This is a genomic window from Acinetobacter kookii (genome assembly GCF_900096895.1).
Lineage (GTDB): Bacteria > Pseudomonadota > Gammaproteobacteria > Pseudomonadales > Moraxellaceae > Acinetobacter > Acinetobacter kookii.
In genome coordinates this window covers 59,615-79,015 of record NZ_FMYO01000009.1, presented here as the reverse complement: position 1 = coordinate 79,015, position 19,401 = coordinate 59,615, and the positions used below count along the sequence as shown (strand labels likewise).

Annotated in this window: 17 protein-coding genes and 1 tRNA gene; 8 read left to right on the top strand and 10 right to left on the bottom strand. The window is 45.0% G+C overall.

The window, feature by feature from the left end; translation table 11 throughout:
* Positions 1–72 precede the first annotated feature (72 nt).
* Positions 73–1,347: a sensor histidine kinase gene (locus BLP85_RS12040; RefSeq protein ID WP_092820320.1), complete on the bottom strand. Its 1,275-nt coding sequence runs from the start codon at positions 1,345–1,347 to the stop codon at positions 73–75.
* A gap of 1,183 nt (positions 1,348–2,530) precedes the next feature.
* Between BLP85_RS12040 and BLP85_RS12035 the strand changes: the two genes are divergently transcribed.
* The gene (locus BLP85_RS12035) at positions 2,531–4,762 is read left to right on the top strand and encodes an NADP-dependent isocitrate dehydrogenase (RefSeq protein ID WP_092820319.1); all 2,232 of its coding nucleotides are present in this window, start codon (positions 2,531–2,533) and stop codon (positions 4,760–4,762) included.
* Positions 4,763–4,887: 125 nt separating this feature from the next.
* Here BLP85_RS12035 and BLP85_RS12030 read toward each other — a convergent pair whose 3' ends face one another.
* Both BLP85_RS12030 and BLP85_RS12025 read right to left on the bottom strand, forming a co-directional pair.
* Positions 4,888–5,613: a hypothetical protein gene (locus BLP85_RS12030; RefSeq protein ID WP_228143300.1), complete on the bottom strand. Its 726-nt coding sequence runs from the start codon at positions 5,611–5,613 to the stop codon at positions 4,888–4,890.
* A 51-nt stretch (positions 5,614–5,664) separates the two neighbouring features.
* Positions 5,665–5,751 (bottom strand) — tRNA-Leu (locus BLP85_RS12025).
* Between the two features lie 194 nt (positions 5,752–5,945).
* Between BLP85_RS12025 and queA the strand changes: the two genes are divergently transcribed.
* The 7 genes from queA (at position 5,946) to secF (ending at position 13,394) form a co-directional block, all read left to right on the top strand.
* The gene (gene queA / locus BLP85_RS12020) at positions 5,946–6,983 is read left to right on the top strand and encodes a tRNA preQ1(34) S-adenosylmethionine ribosyltransferase-isomerase QueA (RefSeq protein WP_092820318.1); all 1,038 of its coding nucleotides are present in this window, start codon (positions 5,946–5,948) and stop codon (positions 6,981–6,983) included.
* Between the two features lie 26 nt (positions 6,984–7,009).
* The gene (locus BLP85_RS12015) at positions 7,010–8,038 is read left to right on the top strand and encodes a hypothetical protein (protein WP_092820317.1); all 1,029 of its coding nucleotides are present in this window, start codon (positions 7,010–7,012) and stop codon (positions 8,036–8,038) included.
* Between the two features lie 27 nt (positions 8,039–8,065).
* Positions 8,066–8,632, top strand: a complete 567-nt coding sequence (locus tag BLP85_RS12010) for a LemA family protein (RefSeq protein WP_092820316.1) — start codon at positions 8,066–8,068, stop codon at positions 8,630–8,632.
* Positions 8,633–8,896: 264 nt separating this feature from the next.
* The gene (tgt, locus tag BLP85_RS12005; protein ID WP_092820315.1) at positions 8,897–10,027 is read left to right on the top strand and encodes a tRNA guanosine(34) transglycosylase Tgt; all 1,131 of its coding nucleotides are present in this window, start codon (positions 8,897–8,899) and stop codon (positions 10,025–10,027) included.
* Between the two features lie 105 nt (positions 10,028–10,132).
* Positions 10,133–10,462: a preprotein translocase subunit YajC gene (gene yajC / locus BLP85_RS12000; protein ID WP_086195837.1), complete on the top strand. Its 330-nt coding sequence runs from the start codon at positions 10,133–10,135 to the stop codon at positions 10,460–10,462.
* Between the two features lie 51 nt (positions 10,463–10,513).
* Positions 10,514–12,415 (top strand): protein translocase subunit SecD, encoded by a 1,902-nt coding sequence (gene secD, locus BLP85_RS11995; protein WP_092820314.1) that lies wholly within the window; start codon positions 10,514–10,516, stop codon positions 12,413–12,415.
* Between the two features lie 10 nt (positions 12,416–12,425).
* Positions 12,426–13,394 carry a protein translocase subunit SecF gene (gene secF / locus BLP85_RS11990; protein ID WP_092820313.1) on the top strand — a complete coding sequence of 323 codons (969 nt, stop codon included), beginning with the start codon at positions 12,426–12,428 and terminating at the stop codon, positions 13,392–13,394.
* 113 nt (positions 13,395–13,507) lie between these two features.
* Here secF and BLP85_RS11985 read toward each other — a convergent pair whose 3' ends face one another.
* The 7 genes from BLP85_RS11985 to BLP85_RS11955 are packed head-to-tail and all read right to left on the bottom strand — an operon-like array spanning position 13,508 to position 19,401.
* Entirely contained in the window at positions 13,508–13,942 is a 435-nt protein-coding gene (locus BLP85_RS11985) for an excinuclease (protein WP_092820312.1), read from the bottom strand.
* 20 nt (positions 13,943–13,962) lie between these two features.
* Positions 13,963–15,183: a beta-ketoacyl-ACP synthase gene (locus tag BLP85_RS11980; RefSeq protein ID WP_092820311.1), complete on the bottom strand. Its 1,221-nt coding sequence runs from the start codon at positions 15,181–15,183 to the stop codon at positions 13,963–13,965.
* A complete protein-coding gene (locus tag BLP85_RS11975) occupies positions 15,183–15,908 on the bottom strand; it encodes a 3-ketoacyl-ACP reductase FabG2 (protein WP_092820310.1) in 726 nt (241 codons plus the stop codon). Before BLP85_RS11975 ends, BLP85_RS11980 begins: the two co-directional genes overlap by 1 nt.
* The gene (locus BLP85_RS11970; RefSeq protein WP_092820309.1) at positions 15,905–16,342 is read right to left on the bottom strand and encodes an ApeP family dehydratase; all 438 of its coding nucleotides are present in this window, start codon (positions 16,340–16,342) and stop codon (positions 15,905–15,907) included. The genes BLP85_RS11975 and BLP85_RS11970 overlap by 4 nt, the downstream gene beginning before the upstream one ends.
* The gene (locus tag BLP85_RS11965; RefSeq protein WP_092820308.1) at positions 16,339–17,538 is read right to left on the bottom strand and encodes a beta-ketoacyl-[acyl-carrier-protein] synthase family protein; all 1,200 of its coding nucleotides are present in this window, start codon (positions 17,536–17,538) and stop codon (positions 16,339–16,341) included. Before BLP85_RS11965 ends, BLP85_RS11970 begins: the two co-directional genes overlap by 4 nt.
* Positions 17,539–17,549: 11 nt before the next feature.
* Positions 17,550–18,113: a DUF3261 domain-containing protein gene (locus tag BLP85_RS11960; RefSeq protein ID WP_092820307.1), complete on the bottom strand. Its 564-nt coding sequence runs from the start codon at positions 18,111–18,113 to the stop codon at positions 17,550–17,552.
* The gene (locus tag BLP85_RS11955) at positions 18,103–19,401 is read right to left on the bottom strand and encodes an NAD(P)/FAD-dependent oxidoreductase (RefSeq protein ID WP_092820306.1); all 1,299 of its coding nucleotides are present in this window, start codon (positions 19,399–19,401) and stop codon (positions 18,103–18,105) included. The genes BLP85_RS11960 and BLP85_RS11955 overlap by 11 nt, the downstream gene beginning before the upstream one ends.

Sequence of the window (19,401 nt, the reverse complement as noted above, 5' to 3'; positions counted from 1 at the left end):
TAAAACCTTCAGCCTAGTTTTTTCCTAGTTATAACAGCTGAACACAAATACAGGAAAAGAAAAATTGATTTTCTATACTTTTACCTGTTCAATTTTAAGCTGTTCCTGGGCTAAAGCCTGATGGGCACTGGTGGCTGTAGGTAAAGTCACATTGAATGTGGTCCCTTCACCTTCTGTAGAATCTACAAAAATTTGACCATGGTTCAAATCAATAAAGCGCTTACACAAGACCAGACCCAGACCGGTCCCTTTTTCTCCTGCGGTCCCTTTAATACTGGCCGTAACCGATTGCTGGAACAGCTGATCCATTTGTGCTTGACTCATGCCCAGACCGGTATCCCGTACAGAAATATGCACCCCATCTTCGCACTCACTTGCCTGAATGATGACGCGCCCCGTACCATCGGTCGGGGTGAATTTTAAAGCGTTGGAAACCAGGTTTTGTATCACCGAAGTGATCATGTTGATATCGGCATAGACCTTGATGCCTTCTTCAATCTGGTCAATTAGCTGAATATTTTTCTTTATGGCCAGGCTATTCAATACATCACAAACAATCTTGCTGGACTGTTTTAATTCAAAATTAATAGGATGATAAATAAAACGTCCACCTTCAGCCATTGCCCAATTCAGCAGGCTTTCCAGCAGGTTATACGTCGATTGTGCAGTATCGTACAAATATTCGGCAATACTCTGTACGCTGGAATCATCCAGTGTTTCACGCTCTTGCGCCAGCACTTCTGAAAAGCCGAGTAAACCATGAAATGGAGCTCTCAAGTCATGGGCAATAATCTGGAAAAACTTGGTTTTGCTGAAATTGAGCGCCACTTGTTGCTCGTGCATTTCTTTAAGTTCAGCATGTTCTGCTTTAAGTTCAATAACATGGATTAGACTGTTGGTGAAGTCACTGACCGTTGCAATATCTTCAGGATTAAACAATTTTTGCTGCTGATCGAAAAAGAGTGCATGACCAATTGAAGTTCCGTCATTTAAGCGCAGATCAAAAGCCAGATAACGCTTGGCCTCTACCCCAAATTGACTCACATGCTGCACCAGGTTCGAATATTGGCTATGCTGATGATCAATAAAATTAAGCGCTTCAAAATAGGGACTTAAACAGGTTTCACCAGGCGAGCAGAAAGCCTTAAAACCATGCGCGGAGGAATACCAGATATAAGGCTCATGATGAAAAACCAGCACCGCCTGTTCAGCGCCAAGCATGTTCCGGGAAAATCTTAAAAAACGCTCTACCTGATTCATTGGTGTAAAAACGCCTAATAATAGTGAAATTTTACATGCACTAAGCTGCTCGGTTTCCGAGCCTATTTCCAGCAACTGCACTTTCATATTTGGTTCATCCAATCACTATTACTTGTTGTTTTAAAAAAAATTAATTATCACCTTTTTATCTTATTAACAAAGTTTCATATCGAAGACAATAAACAAAGACAAACAGTGACAATTTAAGCCCATATGTACCCATAATTTTCACCCCAACATCGGCAGCAAATTTCAACGCTATCTAGACAATAAAAAAACCGCGCTATTATTAGCCACTTAATTAGTCACTTAGATTTTTTACATGTATATCCCGAGGGTTGGACTCGAACCGGAACTTCAAAGCCTTTACCGGTCAACGTTTGACTACAATTGCATAATACCCGATTTCTACTGGGACCGTGAGCGGATTAAATAGCTGCCTCATCATCTATTTGTTTAAACATGGGATAATTACTCCGCTCATCATTCCACTGTTCAAGCCCACTCTCTGTTACAAAAATCCTATATAGCAAATCGCCATATTTCTTTAGAAAGATTGAAAAATCACTATTTTATCCAGCCAGTTTTTTTTAAGCCTCCCTCTCAATGCGTTCGCTGTCCCTTCAGAATGTTCTTTTTAAGTAATGTTACTCAAGGCAATAGCACATACTTCATATCTTCTCTTACATCAGGCCTGTAACATGCTCATTTTCGATGCCAGTGATGATCATGATAATTGCCAGGACATTTTTCAGCTGAGTCATGAATAGCATTAATAAATGCATCTTTTCCCCTCATCATTTTCCAGCCGATCTGAAAAGGAATTTGCCGCTTGCTCCCCTGTGGATAATTTATTTCCATGATACCCAACATGTTTTAAGTAATTACTTTATAAATCGGCAAAAAATGGCTCGCCGATTTTTTCAAGCAGAAGGCAAAAAATAAAATTAAGTTATTGATAATAATAGATTACATAGCTATTAAACTCAAAACCACTACTTGTCTGAGCAAGTGGGCGTAACCGCCACATGAGAGACTGGCAGCCCTATCCCGATTCGAAAAATACCTAAATTTCGCGTAGAATAGAGGGATTGGTGAACAACACTGATGTATACAAATTTTCAGCCAAAGACCAATATGCAAGATATTGCTGTTCGGCTGAGGTGCAATAAGCACCGATATTTTTAATGTTTTATTTAAGCAAACCGGTTCGCAGGACTGAGCCAAAAGCTCGGTGCCTAAAAACTCAATCCAAAGCAAGGGGCTATATATGGCTGGTGGAAAGTCAACAATCATTTACACATTGACCGATGAGGCGCCATTATTGGCGACCTACTCACTGCTGCCGATCATTGAGACCTTTACTAAGCCAGCTGGCGTTGAGATTGTCAAAAAAGACATCTCTGTGGCCGTACGCGTGCTTGCAGAATTTACGGACTTCCTAAGCGATGAGCAGAAGGTACCGAATAACCTAGCAGAGCTTGGCCGTCTCACACAGGATCCAGACACTAATATCATTAAACTTCCTAATATTAGTGCTTCAGTTGGCCAGCTGACAGCTTGTATCAAGGAACTTCAATCGAAAGGTTATGCTCTTCCTGACTATCCGGAAAACCCGGCGACTGAAGAAGAGAAGTCAATCAAAGCTCGTTACAGCAAATGCCTCGGCTCAGCTGTAAACCCAGTACTGCGTGAAGGCAACTCTGACCGCCGTGCACCTGCCGCAGTAAAAAATTACGCGAAAAAACACCCGCACTCAATGAGCGAGTGGAAACAGTGGTCACAAACTCACGTTTCACACATGGATGAAGGCGACTTCTACCACGGTGAGAAATCGATGACTTTAGACCGCGCTCGCAACGTGAAAATGGAGCTTATCACCAAGAGCGGCGAAACCATCGTTCTTAAGCCAAAAGTTGCACTTCTTGAAGGCGAAATCATTGACTCAATGTTCATGAGCAAGAAAGCGCTTTGCGACTTCTATGAAAAAGAACTTGAAGATTGTCGCGAAGCTGGAATTTTGTTCTCTCTTCACGTTAAAGCGACCATGATGAAAGTTTCACACCCGATCGTATTCGGTCACTGTGTGAAGATTTACTACAAAGAAGCATTCGAAAAACACGGCAAACTGTTTGATGAGTTAGGTATTAACATCAACAACGGTATGGCGGGTCTTTACGAAAAAATTGAAACACTTCCAACTTCTGTTCGTGAAGAAATCATTGCTGACCTGCATGCTTGCCAAGAACACCGCCCTGCACTTGCAATGGTTGACTCTGCTAAAGGCATCACCAACTTCCATTCACCTAACGACATCATCGTAGATGCGTCTATGCCGGCAATGATCCGTGCCGGTGGTAAAATGTGGGGTGCTGATGGTAAACAGTATGATGCTAAAGCAGTCATGCCTGAATCTACATTCGCACGTATCTATCAGGAAATGATCAATTTCTGTAAATGGAACGGTAACTTCGACCCACGCACTATGGGTACTGTGCCAAACGTTGGTTTGATGGCGCAAAAAGCTGAAGAATACGGTTCACACGACAAGACTTTTGAAATTCCTGAAGCAGGTATTGCGAACATCACCGACCTTGAAACAGGCGAAGTGTTGATGTCTCAAAACGTGGAAGAAGGCGACATCTGGCGTATGTGTCAGGTGAAAGATGCTCCAATCCGTGACTGGGTGAAACTTGCAGTAACTCGTGCACGTAACTCTGGCATGCCTGCAATCTTCTGGCTTGACCCGTACCGTCCACACGAAAACGAATTGATCAAGAAAGTTCAAACTTACCTGAAAGATCACGACACTACCGGTTTAGACATTCAGATCATGTCTCAAGTACGTGCAATGCGTTATACGCTTGAACGTGTTGCTCGTGGCCTGGATACAATTTCAGTTACTGGTAACATCCTGCGTGACTATCTGACTGACTTGTTCCCAATTATGGAGCTTGGTACTTCTGCGAAAATGTTGTCTATCGTGCCGTTAATGGCTGGTGGCGGCATGTACGAAACTGGTGCTGGTGGTTCTGCACCTAAACACGTACAACAACTTGTAGAAGAAAACCACTTACGTTGGGATTCTTTAGGCGAGTTCTTGGCGCTTGCAGTGTCACTAGAAGAAATGGGCATTAAAGAAAACAATGCTCAAGCAAAATTGCTGGCTAAAACCTTAGACCAGGCAACAGGCAAACTTCTTGACAACGACAAGTCTCCATCACGCCGTACTGGTGAGCTGGATAACCGTGGTAGCCACTTCTACCTGGCTAAATTCTGGGCTGAAGCGCTTGCTGCACAAGACGAAGATGCTGAACTGAAAGCGAAGTTTGCTCCGCTTGCGAAAGCATTGGCTGAAAACGAAGACAAGATCGTTGCCGAGCTTGCAGAAGTACAAGGTAAGGCAGTAGATATCGGCGGTTACTACGCTCCTGATCAAGAGAAAGTAAATGCTGTAATGCGTCCAAGCGCTACATTAAATGCTGCACTTGCTTCAATCTAAGCTTTTGCAGACCTGACGGAAGTCTGTGATGTAAAAAAACCGGCGTTTAGGCGCCGGTTTTTTCTATGTCTGTCTATAAGACTCTAATTTTCATTCAAGACTATGAACTAGAATTCAGACCAAATTTAGCTTTCTTGCTTTTTAGGAATGCACCCTACTTTTAAATCATCATAAATTTCTATAGCCGCATCAATCGCACGAAATAGAAGACCAGAAATAATGGCGATAATCGTACCAATAACAAGAGTACAAATTCCTCCTGCTACTAATACCCATTCTGATACCTCTACTAGAGGAAACCAGTCTATTTTTTTGATAAGGAAGACCAAAATATTATTTAGAGGGATAATAATAATTGAAGAAAAATAGCTCCCAACCAAAATCATTCTTTTCTTTTTGTAACTTTCTTTAGAGGATTGTGCCGTAAGAATAATTTTATCATCTGCAATCAATGCCGTTATAAAATGACGCGCCGTGATTAATTTTCTTATCATAATGAAAAAACGTTGCGGAAATACTTTAATTATATAATCCACTTCCAAATGACTGGTTTTTTCAGAACATACCAATGCTTGTGCAGCGCAATCCTTCTCCAATTTATTTTTGTCCGAATTATAATAATTATCCAAGTATTCTTTAACCGCTTCCAAGCGATTCAAATAAAATTTTCGCCGATGCGTAAAACGCTTAGCTTTATCAAGCCAGACTAAAAAAGGGACAATAGCTAGAAATACAGGCAAAATTTTAATTAATAAATCAATCGTTATCATTTTCATAAAAATAAAGAATATTTTTAATAATAATAACATAAACTCCATCAATGCTTTAAATGCGACTACCACACTTTTCATCAGGCAATAAAAAACCCCAAGACTTAATATGCTTGGGGTTCTTCAAAATCTTGGTCCCGAGGGTCGGACTCGAACCGACACGTCATCTCTGACAGCGGATTTTGAGTCCGCCGCGTCTACCAATTTCACCACCTCGGGAAAGGTGCTGCAAGCTAATCAGCTTGTGGTGGCTATATTACTATCAAACTTGAAATTGTCAATTATCTAATTTATCCGATCGCTCAATTTTAAATCAAAATCAAAAACTTTGTTTTAAAAAACATCAGATATCATCTGTTTTACCCTTTTCCAGCCTATAATGCGGATGTTTTTCTTATTTCAATACATTGAAGATGCAACTTTCCGACTTTAACTTTGATCTCCCTGACGAGCTGATTGCCCGTTACCCGCTTGAAACCCGTAGTGCTTCACGCCTTTTGCATCTTGATGCTCAAGGTCAATATCATGACCATCAATTTACAGATATTCTAAACTTATTGAATGAAGGTGATTTGCTGGTTTTAAATGACACCAAGGTCATGAAAGCGCGCCTTAAAGGTAAACGTGCTACTGGCGGTGCGGTTGAAGTTTTGGTGGAACGCATGCTGGACAAGTTCATTGCGCATTGCCACATTAAAGCCAGCAATTCGCCAAAAGAAGCTGCAGAACTGTTCATTGGTCCAGATGAAGTCAAAGTCACGGTAAAAGGTCGCCATGAAAACCTGTTCATTGTCGAGTTTTCACAGCCCATTTTAAATGTTCTGGATTTATATGGTGCTTTGCCGATTCCGCCTTATTTCAACCGTGAAGCAGAAAGCATTGATACTGAGCGCTATCAGACTGTCTTTAATGACCCGACTAAACTGGCCAGTGTCGCGGCCCCGACTGCCAGCCTGCATTTTGACGAAGCTTTGTTGAAAAAACTTGAAGAAAAAGGCATCCAGAAAACCTTTGTGACCCTGCATGTCGGTGCGGGTACCTTCCTGCCAGTTCGTACCAACGATATTGAAAACCATATCATGCATAGTGAATGGTGTGATGTGTCTGAGGAGTCTATGGCACTGATCCGCGAAACCAAAGCGCGTGGCAATAAAGTCATTGCGGTCGGCACCACCGCAACCCGTGCCACCGAAAGCGCTGCACAGGCCAATGGCGGTGAATTGAAAGGCTGGACTGGGGATACGCAAATCTTCATTTACCCGGGTTATGAATTTAAGGTGGTCGATCGCCTGATTACCAACTTCCATCTTCCCGAATCTACTTTATTGATGCTGGTTTCGGCATTGTCGAATCGTGATAATATTTTAAATGCCTATCATCATGCTGTAGAAGCCAAATACCGTTTCTTTAGTTATGGCGATGCCATGCTGGTTGATAAAATCACACCTTAATCATTGTCAATAATAAGAAGTACGCCATGCCGCTCGATACTGTTAAACATTCGATTCATATTCGACGTAAAAAAAATGAACGGGTCTTTAACAATGTTGCGCGGCTTTGGGACATTGCCCGCAAGGCACAAACGCATCAGGATATTTTAGATGCCCTGCATCCCTGGAATGCCCCGATCGTGCTCAAATTTGAAAATGTCCTCCCGCTGCTTCTGGCAGCAGCAGGACTTTTTTTTATCCTGCTGATTTTTATCCATCCCGGCAATATCTGGGTTCAGATCAGCCTGATCAGCGGTTTTTTTATGATTTTCTGGGCCTACATTAGCTATGAAGAAAGCAAGCCCGTTGATGAAGTCATTGAATATCTGGAACAGCAAAGCATTGCAAAAAAATACCATCTTGCCTTTCAGCAACAGCCGCAGCATATTTCCGTTCCCCTGCAACCGGTTCTGTTTATTGCGCATTTAAAGCGCCTGTTTCCGGTTTTTAACCAGGGCAGCATTGCCAATGACTTTCCTTATTATGCCAGCACTCAATGGACCGATGATGAAGGCAAACAGCATCAGGTGATGGTCTTTCAATATCACTATGTCAATGAAATCCGGATTCGAAATAAAGACGGTAGCGAAGTTCAAGTCAAAGAAGTCCACAAAGATTTATGGGGCGTTTTTGTTTTTGATGTCGAGACACAGGGACTGGCGGTCACCACGGCCAACAAGGAATTTGATTATCCTTACAGTTTTCCGTGGCATACCAGCGATATTCAGGTCAACCAGAAACTGAATATTTTTGGCAGCGATGAAATGCAGATGGCAAAACTGCTCACACCTGCATTTGTGTTGAGGCTGGATGAATTTTTTGCCCAGCGTCAAGGCGATTTAATTTTCCATCCTGATAGCCATATCTTATGTTTTTTAGGACCGGCCGATTTATTTCACATTTCTAGCCGGGCAAAAAACATTCACGATATTTCTGCATTACGTGGACACTTGCGTACTTTTAAACTACCGTATCTGGAAAGTTTACAGCGTGATTTAACGCAGTTTTTAAAATAACAATCTTTAATGTTTGGGGACAAATAAATGGGGCTATTGATTTTTTTATTATTGATTATTGCCGTGATTGTAGCCTGTATCATGATTCGCAATAATATTGTGCGCCATCACAATGCTTCTATTCGTGCCTGGTCGGATGTGGCAACTTATGAGCGTCAGAAGATTAAAATTCTGGATGGCTTGCAACCTTTGGTTGAACAATATGCCAATTTTGAACAAGGTACTTTGGAAAAAGTGACCAAACTGCGCCAGAATATTTTAAATCTCAATTTAAACAATGCCGATGTTGCCCAGTTGCAACGTATTGAAAGCCTCAACAAAGAGTTGATGCATAGCCTCAATGTTGTGGTAGAAAACTATCCTGAACTGAAAGCCAATGAAATTTATCTAAAAATGATGAATGAAATTGAAGAACAGAATGAAAATGTCGGTGCAGCCATCAGTATTTTTAACCGGAATGTCGAGCTGTTTAACAACCATATTCAAATCTTTCCGAATAATATTGTGAACACCATGACGCTGAGTAAAAAGGCCATTCGCCCCTTTCGTGATCTAGCTGCTACGCAGAATTTTGACTATCGACCGAATTTTTAACATTTAGGACTTTTTGTACTCGTTATCCATCTCTCATTGCAAGAAGTCCGATAACCTAGAACAATTCTATCATAGCAACCACAGCCTGACTTTACTCAACCAGGATCACTTTTCCCCTCTACCGTGAAAAGGAAAGTAGCGAGTTAAAATTCGACAACACTGGCGTTTATCTTCGTAATCAAGGAAAATAGCGAACTTTTAGCGGCGAACTGTTTTTTCGCTCTTGCACTGCACGCAGTGCTTTGCTCTCGTCCAGGATATTTTATGAAGTTTGAAAAATTAGGTCAGTCGGGCCGTGCCCGCCGTGGTCGTTTAACGCTGGAACACGGCGTGGTGGAAACCCCGGTGTTTATGCCTGTCGGCACCTACGGTACAGTCAAGGGCATGCTCCCACGTGATGTAGAAGATATTAAAGCCCAGATTATTTTAGGTAACACTTTCCATCTTTATTTGCGTCCCGGCCTGGACGTAATTCGTGAACATGGCGGCCTGCACGAGTTCATGAAATGGAACAAACCGATTTTAACCGATTCAGGCGGCTTCCAGGTTTTTAGCCTCGGTGCCATGCGTAAAATTAAAGAAGAAGGTGTAACCTTCCGTTCGCCAATTGATGGTTCAAAAGTCTTTTTATCTCCTGAAATTTCAATGGATATTCAACATACCTTGAATTCAGACATCGTGATGATTTTTGACGAATGCACGCCTTATCCGGCTACGCGTGAAGAAGCACAAAAATCTTTGCAGCTGTCACTGCGCTGGGCAAAACGCTGTAAAACCCATCACCATGACGTGTTAAAAAATAAAAATGCCCTGTTCGGTATTATTCAGGGCGGCATGTATGAAGACCTGCGTGATGAATCACTGGCAGGCTTAAAAGAAATCGACTTTGATGGCTTTGCCATTGGCGGTCTTTCTGTCGGTGAACCGAAAGAAGAAATGATCAAGATTCTGGATCATCTTCCACCGAAAATGCCGGAAAACAAGCCACGTTACCTGATGGGTGTCGGCAAGCCGGAAGACATCGTGGAAGGCATCCGCCGTGGCGTGGATATGTTCGACTGCGTCATGCCAACCCGTAATGCACGTAACGGTCATTATTTTGTGACAGACGGTCTGGTCCGCATCCGCAATGCCAAATATCGCCATGACCAGCGTCCGCTCGATCCAGACTGCGACTGCTATACCTGTCAAAATTTCACCCGCGCTTACCTGTTCCATCTGGAAAAATGTGGTGAAATGCTAGGTTCCATGCTGGGTACCATTCATAACCTGCGTTATTACCAAAGGTTTACACAAGACATCCGTGATGCGTTAGATAATGGTACTTTTGATGAATATGTACAGGATTTTTATGCGCGTCGTGGCCTGGAAGTACCCCCTTGTCCTGAAGATTAATCCATCAGCATTTGCGCTGAGGAAAAAGACAAGGTAAATTGCTGAACAAGTTATCTTATTTATCATCATATTGTTGATATACATTTTTTAGTTTAGGAAATTGAAATGAGCCTTTTTATTTCTACTGCTCACGCAGCAGGCGAAGCTGCACAACAACCAAGTTTGGTAACCAACCTTTTGATGATTGCGGTATTTGTCGCAATTTTCTATTTCCTGATCTGGCGCCCTCAAGCAAAACGCGCCAAAGAACACCGCACTTTGGTTGAAAGCCTGGGTGTAGGAAGCGAAGTAGTATTTGCGGGTGGCCTGATGGGCAAAATCACTAAAATTGAAGGCGATTTTGCAGTGGTTGAACTCAGCCGTGGCGTAGAAGTAAAAATTCAGCGCGCAAGTGTAATTTCAGTTCTTCCTGAAGGTACATTAAATAACCTCTAATCAAAATTAGTCGTGCCCTTGCACGACTTTTTCATTTTAAGAAGAAAACAGATGCGTTACCCAGCATGGAAATATCTGCTGATCCTCGTGGTTTTGGTGGTCAGCACATTATACGCCCTGCCTAGTTTGTACCCCGATGAACCTGCTGTTCAAATTTCCGGTGCCAAAGCTGGTACCCAAATTGACCAGAGCATCGTGCAAAAAGCAGAGCAATTATTACAAAGTGAAAAAATTTCAAGCCATGACAACAGCTTTAGCAATAATGCTGCCCTTTTACGTCTCGACTCATCTGAAGCACAGTTAAAAGCCAAAGAAGTATTGCGTCGCGGATTGGGTGATGATTACGTTGTTGCATTGAACCTTGCGCCAACCACACCTGAATGGCTACAAAAAATTGGTGCCAAACCCATGAAACTGGGTCTGGATTTACGTGGTGGTGTTCACTTCCTGCTAGAAGTGGACATGGACAAGGCCATCAGTCAGCGTATGGAAACATCGGCGACTGATTTGCGCCGTCAATTGCGCGACAACAAGCTGAAATTCAACAGCCTGTCATTGAACAACAACACCATTACCGTTCAATTCGCCAATAACGGCGACCGTGAAGCAGTGATGGATTTCTTGCGTCGTAACGGCAATGAATTCAACCAGCAAGCGATTGCCTCTGAGTCCGGTTCAACTTTACGTCTGAACTATACTGACGTACGCAAGCAGGAAATTCAGTCCTATGCCGTGAACCAGAACTTAACCACCTTACGTAACCGTATTAACGAGTTAGGTGTGGCAGAAGCACTGGTGCAAACCCAAGGCAGCAACCGCATTGTGGTTGAACTTCCGGGTGTTCAGGACACTGCTGAAGCGAAACGTGTCTTAGGCCGTACAGCCAACCTGGAATTCCGTCTGGTTTCCGATTTGAATGACCAGTACATCGACCCGTATACCGGCAAATCAACCGGTCAGGCTTTGCCTCCTGGCACTGAAGCTTTTGCTTATGAATCGCTGGATAGCGGTCGTGAATTACTGCTCAACCGTAACCGTATTCTGACCGGTGAGCGTGTTCAGAATGCCTCTAGCGGCTTTAGCCAGGATACTGGCGGTGCTGAAGTAAACATTACCCTGGACAGCGCTGGCGGCAAGTTGATGGCAGATGCCACCCGTAATGCGGTAGGTAAACGCATGGCGGTATTGTTCATCGAGAACAAGCAGAAGATCAGCTATGTTCCAGATCCTGTGACGGGTGCACAAACGGAAGTTCGTACGCCTTATGCTGAATCGGTGATCATTAATGCTGCGACCATTCAGGCAGTACTGGGTTCACAGTTCCGTATTACCGGTCTGGATTCACCGCAGGAAGCGGCTGAACTTGCCTTGATGCTTCGTGCCGGTGCTTTGGCTGCGCCAATGTACTTCGTTGAAGAACGTGTGGTTGGTCCGAGCCTGGGTCAGGAAAATATCGACAAAGGTGTGTTATCGACTCAAATCGGTTTCCTTCTGGTTGCAATCTGGATGGTGGTGTTCTTCCGCCTGTTTGGTCTGATTGCCAACTTTGCACTGGTCTTTAACCTGGCGATGATCCTGACTGTGATGTCATGGATTGGCGCTTCCCTTACCCTTCCGGGTATTGCCGGTATCGTAATTACCATTGGTATGGCAGTCGATGCCAACGTACTGATCTGTGAACGGATACGGGAAGAAATGAAATGGGGTGCCTCGCCCAAACAGGCAATTGTCGCCGGTTATGATCGGGCCTATAACACCATTTTTGACTCGAACCTCACCACCTTCCTGGTTGCATTCATTCTGTTTGCCATCGGTACTGGTCCGATCAAGGGCTTCGCGGTGACATTAATGATCGGTATTGTCTGCTCGATGTTTACAGCCATTACTGTAACACGTGCCATCGTACAGATTATTTATGGCAAAAAACGTAACTTGAAAAAGTTGAGCATTTAGGAGATCGAAGATGACTGATATGACTCAACCGAAAAAGAAATACGGTCGCCCGGATGATGAGCGCATCATTGACTTTATGAAGATTGCCAAACCGGCGGCAATCATCTCTATTCTTTTAACCTTGGCCAGTATTTTCTTTATTGCCACCAAAGGTCTAAACCTCGGTCTGGACTTTACTGGCGGTGTCTCTGCCGAGCTGAACTATAAACAGCCTGCCAATCAGGTCGAAGTTGTTCAGGCGTTGAACCAGGCCGGTTTTAAAGATGCCGTGGTGCAAACCCTGGGCAGCAACAAAGACCTTCTGGTTCGTATGCCTGTTCAGGACATTGAAGTAGAAGATCTGAATAACGCCATCACCAAAGCGGCGCAATTACCGAACAACCCTGCAGTAGTTCACAAAGTGGATTCTGTCGGTGGACAGGTCGGTAATGAGCTTTATATTCGTTCGGCAGGTGCCGTTGCCCTGGCCTTACTGCTCATGCTGGTTTACGTGACCATTCGTTTTGAGTTCAAGCTGGCGGTCGGTGCGGTGCTTTCGTTATTCCATGACGTGATTGTCACCATTGGTATTTTTGCCATGATGCAATGGCCGTTTGATTTAACTGTCTTGGCCGCAATTCTTGCGCTGTTAGGTTTCTCGTTAAACGATAACATCGTGGTATCCGACCGTATCCGTGAAAATTTCCGCAAGATCCGTGGTGCAACCCCGCGTGAAATTGTCAATATTTCCTTAACGGAAACTTTACGTCGTACCATCCATACCTCCATGACTTTATTGCTGGTCGTTGTAGCGATGATGTTCCTGGGCGGTGAAGGTCTGCACTGGTTCTCGATTGCGATGTTTATTGGTGTATTTGTCGGTACCTATTCTTCAATTTATATTGGTACTGCATTTGCATTATGGCGTGGCCTGAACCGTCAGGACTTTATTGTACAGGTGAAACCTGAATTTGATGAAGAACAGGAAATTCCAAAGTAATTTCTTTAAATTCGATAAAAAAGCCCATCATCTGATGGGCTTTTTTATCTGAGCTAAAAATACAAAAAGCTATCGCTTCAACTCGATATTTAAAAATCAGATGCCAATCAAGCTTATAGCTTTGCAAGATCGCCTTTTAAAGCTACGCCTGCAACAGCCATGCCTTTGGCACATTTGTACGTCGTGGTGCTCTTGGTTTCGTTAGACTTATAGAAACTCACAATATTGGTGACTGCATTGGCACCGTTGGCTTTTGCCGTATTCTGGAACTGGATTAAAGCTGAACGCAAGACATGATCACATGAGCTTTCAGCAGATTTGGCAAAACCGTTGGTTTTCTTGTTAGTGACCAAACCTTTTTTAATCACTTTGCCGCCCGCTTTGGTTCCAGCCAAATAAAATTTAACCGAACCGTCCAGTGTACCGTCAGCAACCGCACGACTGACCGCCTCCTGAAAATTGAAGTCATGCATTTGATCTGCAGCCTGAGCTGAAACGACCCCACCCAAACACAATGCAGCTGTAAGTGCTAATTTTTTGATGAACATGATGTACCCTCTAGTTGTTGTTAGACACGTTTAAAAATCAGGGAGGTATTGATTCCTCCAAAAGCAAAGTTATTACTCATAATAATGTCGGCATGCATATTTCTTGACTGTTTGACGATGTAATCCAGATCGCCGCAGGCCGCATCAATTTCATCCAGGTTTAATGTCGGGATAAACTGGCTACGCTGCATCATTTCAATACTGAGCCATGCTTCAATTGCTCCGCATGCGCCCAGCGTATGCCCGAAATAGCTTTTTAATGAGCTGATCGGTTTTTTACCCACTACGCGAGCGGTGGCTTGCGTTTCTGCAATATCGCCCTGATCAGTGGATGTACCGTGTGCATTGACATAGTCAATCCGGTCTGCTGCAATTTGCGCATCTGACAGAGCCAGCTCCATACAGCGCCCCATCATTTCCGAGTCTGGACGTGTCACATGCTGACCGTCTGTATTGCTACCATAACCAATAATTTCTGCATAAATTTTGGCACCGCGCGCTTTGGCATGTTCATATTCTTCTAAAATTAAACAGCCAGCCCCTTCACCGACCACCAGGCCATCACGCTTGCTATCGAATGGACGCGGTGTTTTTTCCGGATGTTCATTTTGGCTGCTGGTGGCCATCAGCACATCAAACACCGCAGAACCTGCAGCGCTGAGTTCCTCCGCCCCACCGGCCAGCATCACGGTCTGCTTGCCATATTTAATCGCTTCATAAGCCTGACCAATTGCCATGGAACCTGAAGTACAGGCACTGGATGTCGGTAAGGTTAAACCTTTCAAGCCAAAATAAACGGTCATGTTGACGGCACTGGTATGCGACATCATACGGATATAAGTCGTGGCATTCAGCTTGTTCATGTTGTTATCAATCAACATGCTGCCAAACTCGCCAATCGCATCGATGCTGCCTGCAGAGGAACCGAAGGCCACACCAGTCTGACCACTGCTTAAAATCGGGTCATTTAACAGGCCGGCATCTTCCAGGGCTTTTTCGGCACAGACCGTGGACATTAAGGCCACCCGTCCCATGCCGCGGGTCACCTTACGGTTAAAATGCTTGGGAATGGTATAGGCTTCGACCGGACCGCCCAGCTTGCTGCGCAAGTCCGTGTACACTTCCCAGTCCGGCATATAGCGAATGCCGCTTTTGCCCTGCTCAAATTGACTAAAAACCTGATCGGCCGTTTCACCCAAAGAGGTAATCCCGGCCATGCCCGTGACCACAACACGTTTCATCAAATCAAGCCCCCATTCACTGAAATCACCTGTCGGGTGATATAGCTGGCATCATCACTGCATAAAAATTTTACGACCTTGGCGACTTCATCGACCTGCCCCATACGTTGTAAAGGAATCATCTTCAAGGCATGTTCTTTGACTTCTTCAGTGACCATTTCGGTTTCGATCAGACCCGGTGCTACACAGTTTACGGTAATCTTGCGTTTCGCCAGTTCCAGTGCCAAGGCCTTGGTCGCGCCAATTAAGCCTGCTTTGGCGGCGCTGTAATTGACCTGTCCCCGGTTACCCATTAAACCTGAAACCGAAGATAAAGTCACAATGCGGCCGCCCTGTTTCAGACGAATCATTGGCATCACCAAAGGTTTGAGCACATTATAAAAACCGTCCAGTGAGGTTGAGACCACTTCATCCCAGTCGCTGTCGGTTAAGGCCGGAAATGCCGCATCCCGGGTTAAGCCTGCGTTCAATACCACGCCATAAAATGCGCCATGTTCTGCAATATCCTGTTCCAGCAATTGCAGCACTTTTTCACGATCATTTACATCAAATAACAACGCATGACTGGCTTGTCCCAATTCCTGAATTTCCTGCACCACCTGTTCGGCTTCCTGTTGTCTGGAGCGTGCATGGACAGTGACATCAAATCCTGCCTGTGCCAGTTGCAAGGCAATGGCTTTACCAATTCCGCGGCTTGAACCTGTTACTAAAATTCGTCTACTCACACTGACTTCCTGATCTCTTCTTTCATTTCTGGCGGCTCAAATACACTCAACATGGCACTAAAACAATGTTCCCGGTATTCAATTTCACATTGAAACTGCCCCAGCCCCTCATGTAAATAACCTTGTTCCGCTTTAATCCGTACGGTTTCCCCCAAAGCAAAATAAGGCACGGGCAACTGCATTTTACGCGTACCCAATAAAAATCCGATTTTAGGCGGCAAGCCTGACATTCGCCCTTTATGTCCTGCATAAGCGCTAATGGTCTGTGCCATCAGTTCAATACTGGTCCAGGTCGGTAAACCTTCCGCCTCACAAAACATCAGTTCAGGCCGAATGACCAGTTCGGCAATGGCAAACACATCATTGGCTTCAATCAGATGATCGACAAACACCATCGGCTGTTCATGCGGGATAAACTGTACTGCATCCATCATTTCAGTTTTGTTCCAAAAATCAAACTAATATTGCTGCCGCCAAACGCGAATGAATTGCTCATTACGTAATGGACCGGTTGTTGTAATGCTGCATCCAGCACATAGTTGGCTTCATCCAGTTCCGGGTCAATGCTTCCCGGATGATGCAGTGGCAACCAGGATTGATCAGCCAAAACCTGCTGGCAGATCACTGCTTCAATGGCACCGGCCGCACCCAGGCAGTGCCCGGTTTTATGTTTGCTGCTGCTGATGGGCACATCATAATGCTGGAACACCGTCTGTACGGCTTTGATTTCCATGGCATCATTTTGTGGCGTTGCCGTACCATGCATATTCAAGTAGCCGATATCATGAGCTGTAACACCCGCCATATCCAGCGCCTTTTGCATGGCTTCGGCTGCACCTTTGCCTTCCGGATGCGGTGCGGAAATATGCCAGGCATCCATCGACTCACCGGCTGACATCAGCATGACTGGTGCCGTTTCTTTGGACAATAAAAACAGCCCGGCCGCTTCACCAATATTGATGCCGTCACGCTGTGCGCCAAAGGGCTGACACAGGTCATTGGACAGGCTTTCCAGACTGTGAAAACCATTTAAGGTCAACCGGCACAAGGTATCGACACCGCCGACCAGCACCGCATCGGCCAGACCGGCATTAATCAGGCGCTGTCCTGCCGCCATAGCTTTGGCACTGGAAGAACAAGCCGTGGAAATGGTGTATGCCGGACCTTCCCAGCCCAGATACATCTGCAGGCCTTTGGCCAGACTACCCATTTCCTGTTTATAGTGATTAATTTCAATTTTGCTGTGATGGTTGAAATACTGTTTCAACAGTATTTCATTGTCAGCAATGCCGGAGGTCGATGTGCCCAGAATAATTGCCAGACGTTTGCGATCAAACTGCGCAGTATAATCTCGGATTTCGCTTTCAATCGAGCTTAACGCCGTTAAGGCAAAACGAAGATTGCGCGAGTCTACATCCTGTAAACATGCCGGAACAGTTTCGATTAAGGGCTGCTGATAAGCCCCTACCCAAACCTGTTTCTCTGGAATGAATTCTTTGCTTAAACTCAAACTATTCTGCTGTGTGGTCAGTGCCTGCCTGATCTGTTCAGCGGTATTTCCGAGTACGGATAAGCCGACGCTCAACTGAATACCCACTGCTGGATGTTGTGTCGTGATTTTATCGCCCATGATCATGCCTCTTATTCAGTGCTGTCCGCATCAGTATCTGCTAAGCCATCGTTGATGCGAGTAATGACCATTTGATACGGCACCTGTAGATTATCCAGCTCAACCACATCATCCTGCTGCTGAATATTGAGCACATGCTGCTGATTGATCCATACTTTTCGGGTCTGAGCCGAAGTTTCAGTGCGGACCTTCTGCGGCTGTAAGCGGGCAAAATCCGGATAGGTGGCATACAGAATATCGCGCACCACAAATTCAAACGGCAACAATTTCATTTGCTCGATGCGCTGTTCGACATGCACTTTCTGTCCATCAAAACTGAGCTTGAACAATTGCTGCCCGGTCAGGGTCAAAGCCAGCATTTCCAGCTTTTGGCCTTTTTGTTGCTGATACAGCAAAAAGCTGAAACTGTGCGCTTTCCACTGAATTTCTAACTGATCCTGACGCTGGTAGTTTTGTGCAGCCCATGTAGTCGTTGCCAAGCCTTGTGCTTTAGGCAGCATGGACTGGCAGCCGCCACACAGCAGTACTGCGCCGATGAACATCCCCGTCCATTTCAGTTTCATCTTAAGCACCATTCATTTCTGTTTGCTGTAATTGCGGATCACGGCAATATTCCGCCAAAGTGCTTAAACGCTTTTTGGCATTTTTATGAATTGGATTGCTGCTGTCCCAGGCATAACCGGCCAGTAAGGAAGAAACCATACGGCGGATTTTGTCCTCCTGATTTTTCGAGAACACCACATCCTGAAATTCACCGCTATACCACGACTCCACATAGGCACGGAATACCTGAATGCCTGCACGTAGCGGTTTTTCATATTGCTCCGTCCAGTTGACTGGTTGCCCTTGCAGCAGCTGATCGACCAGCGGAATGGCCAGGCTGGAAGATTTCAGGGCAATGGTCACACCGGAAGAAAACACCGGATCAAGGAATTCACCGGCATTGCCCAGTAAGGCATAGTTACGCTGGGCCAGATGTTTGACATCGGCAGAGTAGCCCACCAGGGTACGCACCGGCATGTCAAATTTGACCTTGCGCAGCACATGCGACAGGCTTTCTTCATCTGCCAGAATACGCTTCAGCAAGGTTTCCAGATCTTCATCGGCACTGCCCTTAAAGCCATAGCGCTCAAAGAAATCCTGTTCGGCCACCACCCCGAAAGAGGAACGGCCATCGGCAAACGGAATCAGCCAGTACCAGGCACGTGGGTCTTTGGCATGTACCGTAATCAGGATTTTTTCCCGGTCAAATTCCGGGTCATTTAAAATGCCATCTTCAATATGGGTAAACACGGCACGGCGTACCGGAAAATCGGACGGGCTTTCCAGATTCAGAAATTTTGGCAAGATCCGGCCAAAACCACTGGCATCGAGTAAAAATTTACCCTGAATCTGATAGACCTGCTGCTGTTCGTCTTTGACAGTTAAAATTGGATGTTCTGGCGCCACATCAACATCAATCACTTCATGACCGAAACGGATGTCGGCACCGTATTTTTCTGCCTGCTGTGCCAGCAAATGGTCAAAATTGGCACGGCGCACCTGCCAGGTGGTACCCGGACCGTCGCTAAATTTCTCGCGGAAATCATAAAAACTGCGCTGCGCGCCCTTTAAAAAAGCTGCACCATTTTTAAACTGGAAAGCAAACTGCTCGACATGCTCACGTACCGTATCCAGCAAGCCGGCTTCCTCTAAAAAAACCATAGATTGCGGCAGCAATGATTCGCCAATAGAAAAGCGTGGAAAATGCTGTTTTTCAATGATCGTGACCTGATAGCCTTTCTGGCGCAGTAATGCTGCTGCCGAACTCCCCGATGGCCCTGCGCCGATAATCAATACATCTGTGTGTTGCATGGTGCTCAT

Coding starts and splice junctions, on each gene's coding strand:
- BLP85_RS12040 (WP_092820320.1), bottom strand. CDS start 1,347: ATGAAAGTGCAGTTGCTGGAAATAGGCTCGGAAACCGAGCAGCTTAGT.
- BLP85_RS12035 (WP_092820319.1), top strand. CDS start 2,531: ATGGCTGGTGGAAAGTCAACAATCATTTACACATTGACCGATGAGGCG.
- BLP85_RS12030 (WP_228143300.1), bottom strand. CDS start 5,613: ATGAAAAGTGTGGTAGTCGCATTTAAAGCATTGATGGAGTTTATGTTA.
- queA (WP_092820318.1), top strand. CDS start 5,946: ATGCAACTTTCCGACTTTAACTTTGATCTCCCTGACGAGCTGATTGCC.
- BLP85_RS12015 (WP_092820317.1), top strand. CDS start 7,010: ATGCCGCTCGATACTGTTAAACATTCGATTCATATTCGACGTAAAAAA.
- BLP85_RS12010 (WP_092820316.1), top strand. CDS start 8,066: ATGGGGCTATTGATTTTTTTATTATTGATTATTGCCGTGATTGTAGCC.
- tgt (WP_092820315.1), top strand. CDS start 8,897: ATGAAGTTTGAAAAATTAGGTCAGTCGGGCCGTGCCCGCCGTGGTCGT.
- yajC (WP_086195837.1), top strand. CDS start 10,133: ATGAGCCTTTTTATTTCTACTGCTCACGCAGCAGGCGAAGCTGCACAA.
- secD (WP_092820314.1), top strand. CDS start 10,514: ATGCGTTACCCAGCATGGAAATATCTGCTGATCCTCGTGGTTTTGGTG.
- secF (WP_092820313.1), top strand. CDS start 12,426: ATGACTGATATGACTCAACCGAAAAAGAAATACGGTCGCCCGGATGAT.
- BLP85_RS11985 (WP_092820312.1), bottom strand. CDS start 13,942: ATGTTCATCAAAAAATTAGCACTTACAGCTGCATTGTGTTTGGGTGGG.
- BLP85_RS11980 (WP_092820311.1), bottom strand. CDS start 15,183: ATGAAACGTGTTGTGGTCACGGGCATGGCCGGGATTACCTCTTTGGGT.
- BLP85_RS11970 (WP_092820309.1), bottom strand. CDS start 16,342: ATGATGGATGCAGTACAGTTTATCCCGCATGAACAGCCGATGGTGTTT.
- BLP85_RS11965 (WP_092820308.1), bottom strand. CDS start 17,538: ATGGGCGATAAAATCACGACACAACATCCAGCAGTGGGTATTCAGTTG.
- BLP85_RS11960 (WP_092820307.1), bottom strand. CDS start 18,113: ATGGTGCTTAAGATGAAACTGAAATGGACGGGGATGTTCATCGGCGCA.
- BLP85_RS11955 (WP_092820306.1), bottom strand. CDS start 19,401: ATGAGCACCATGCAACACACAGATGTATTGATTATCGGCGCAGGGCCA.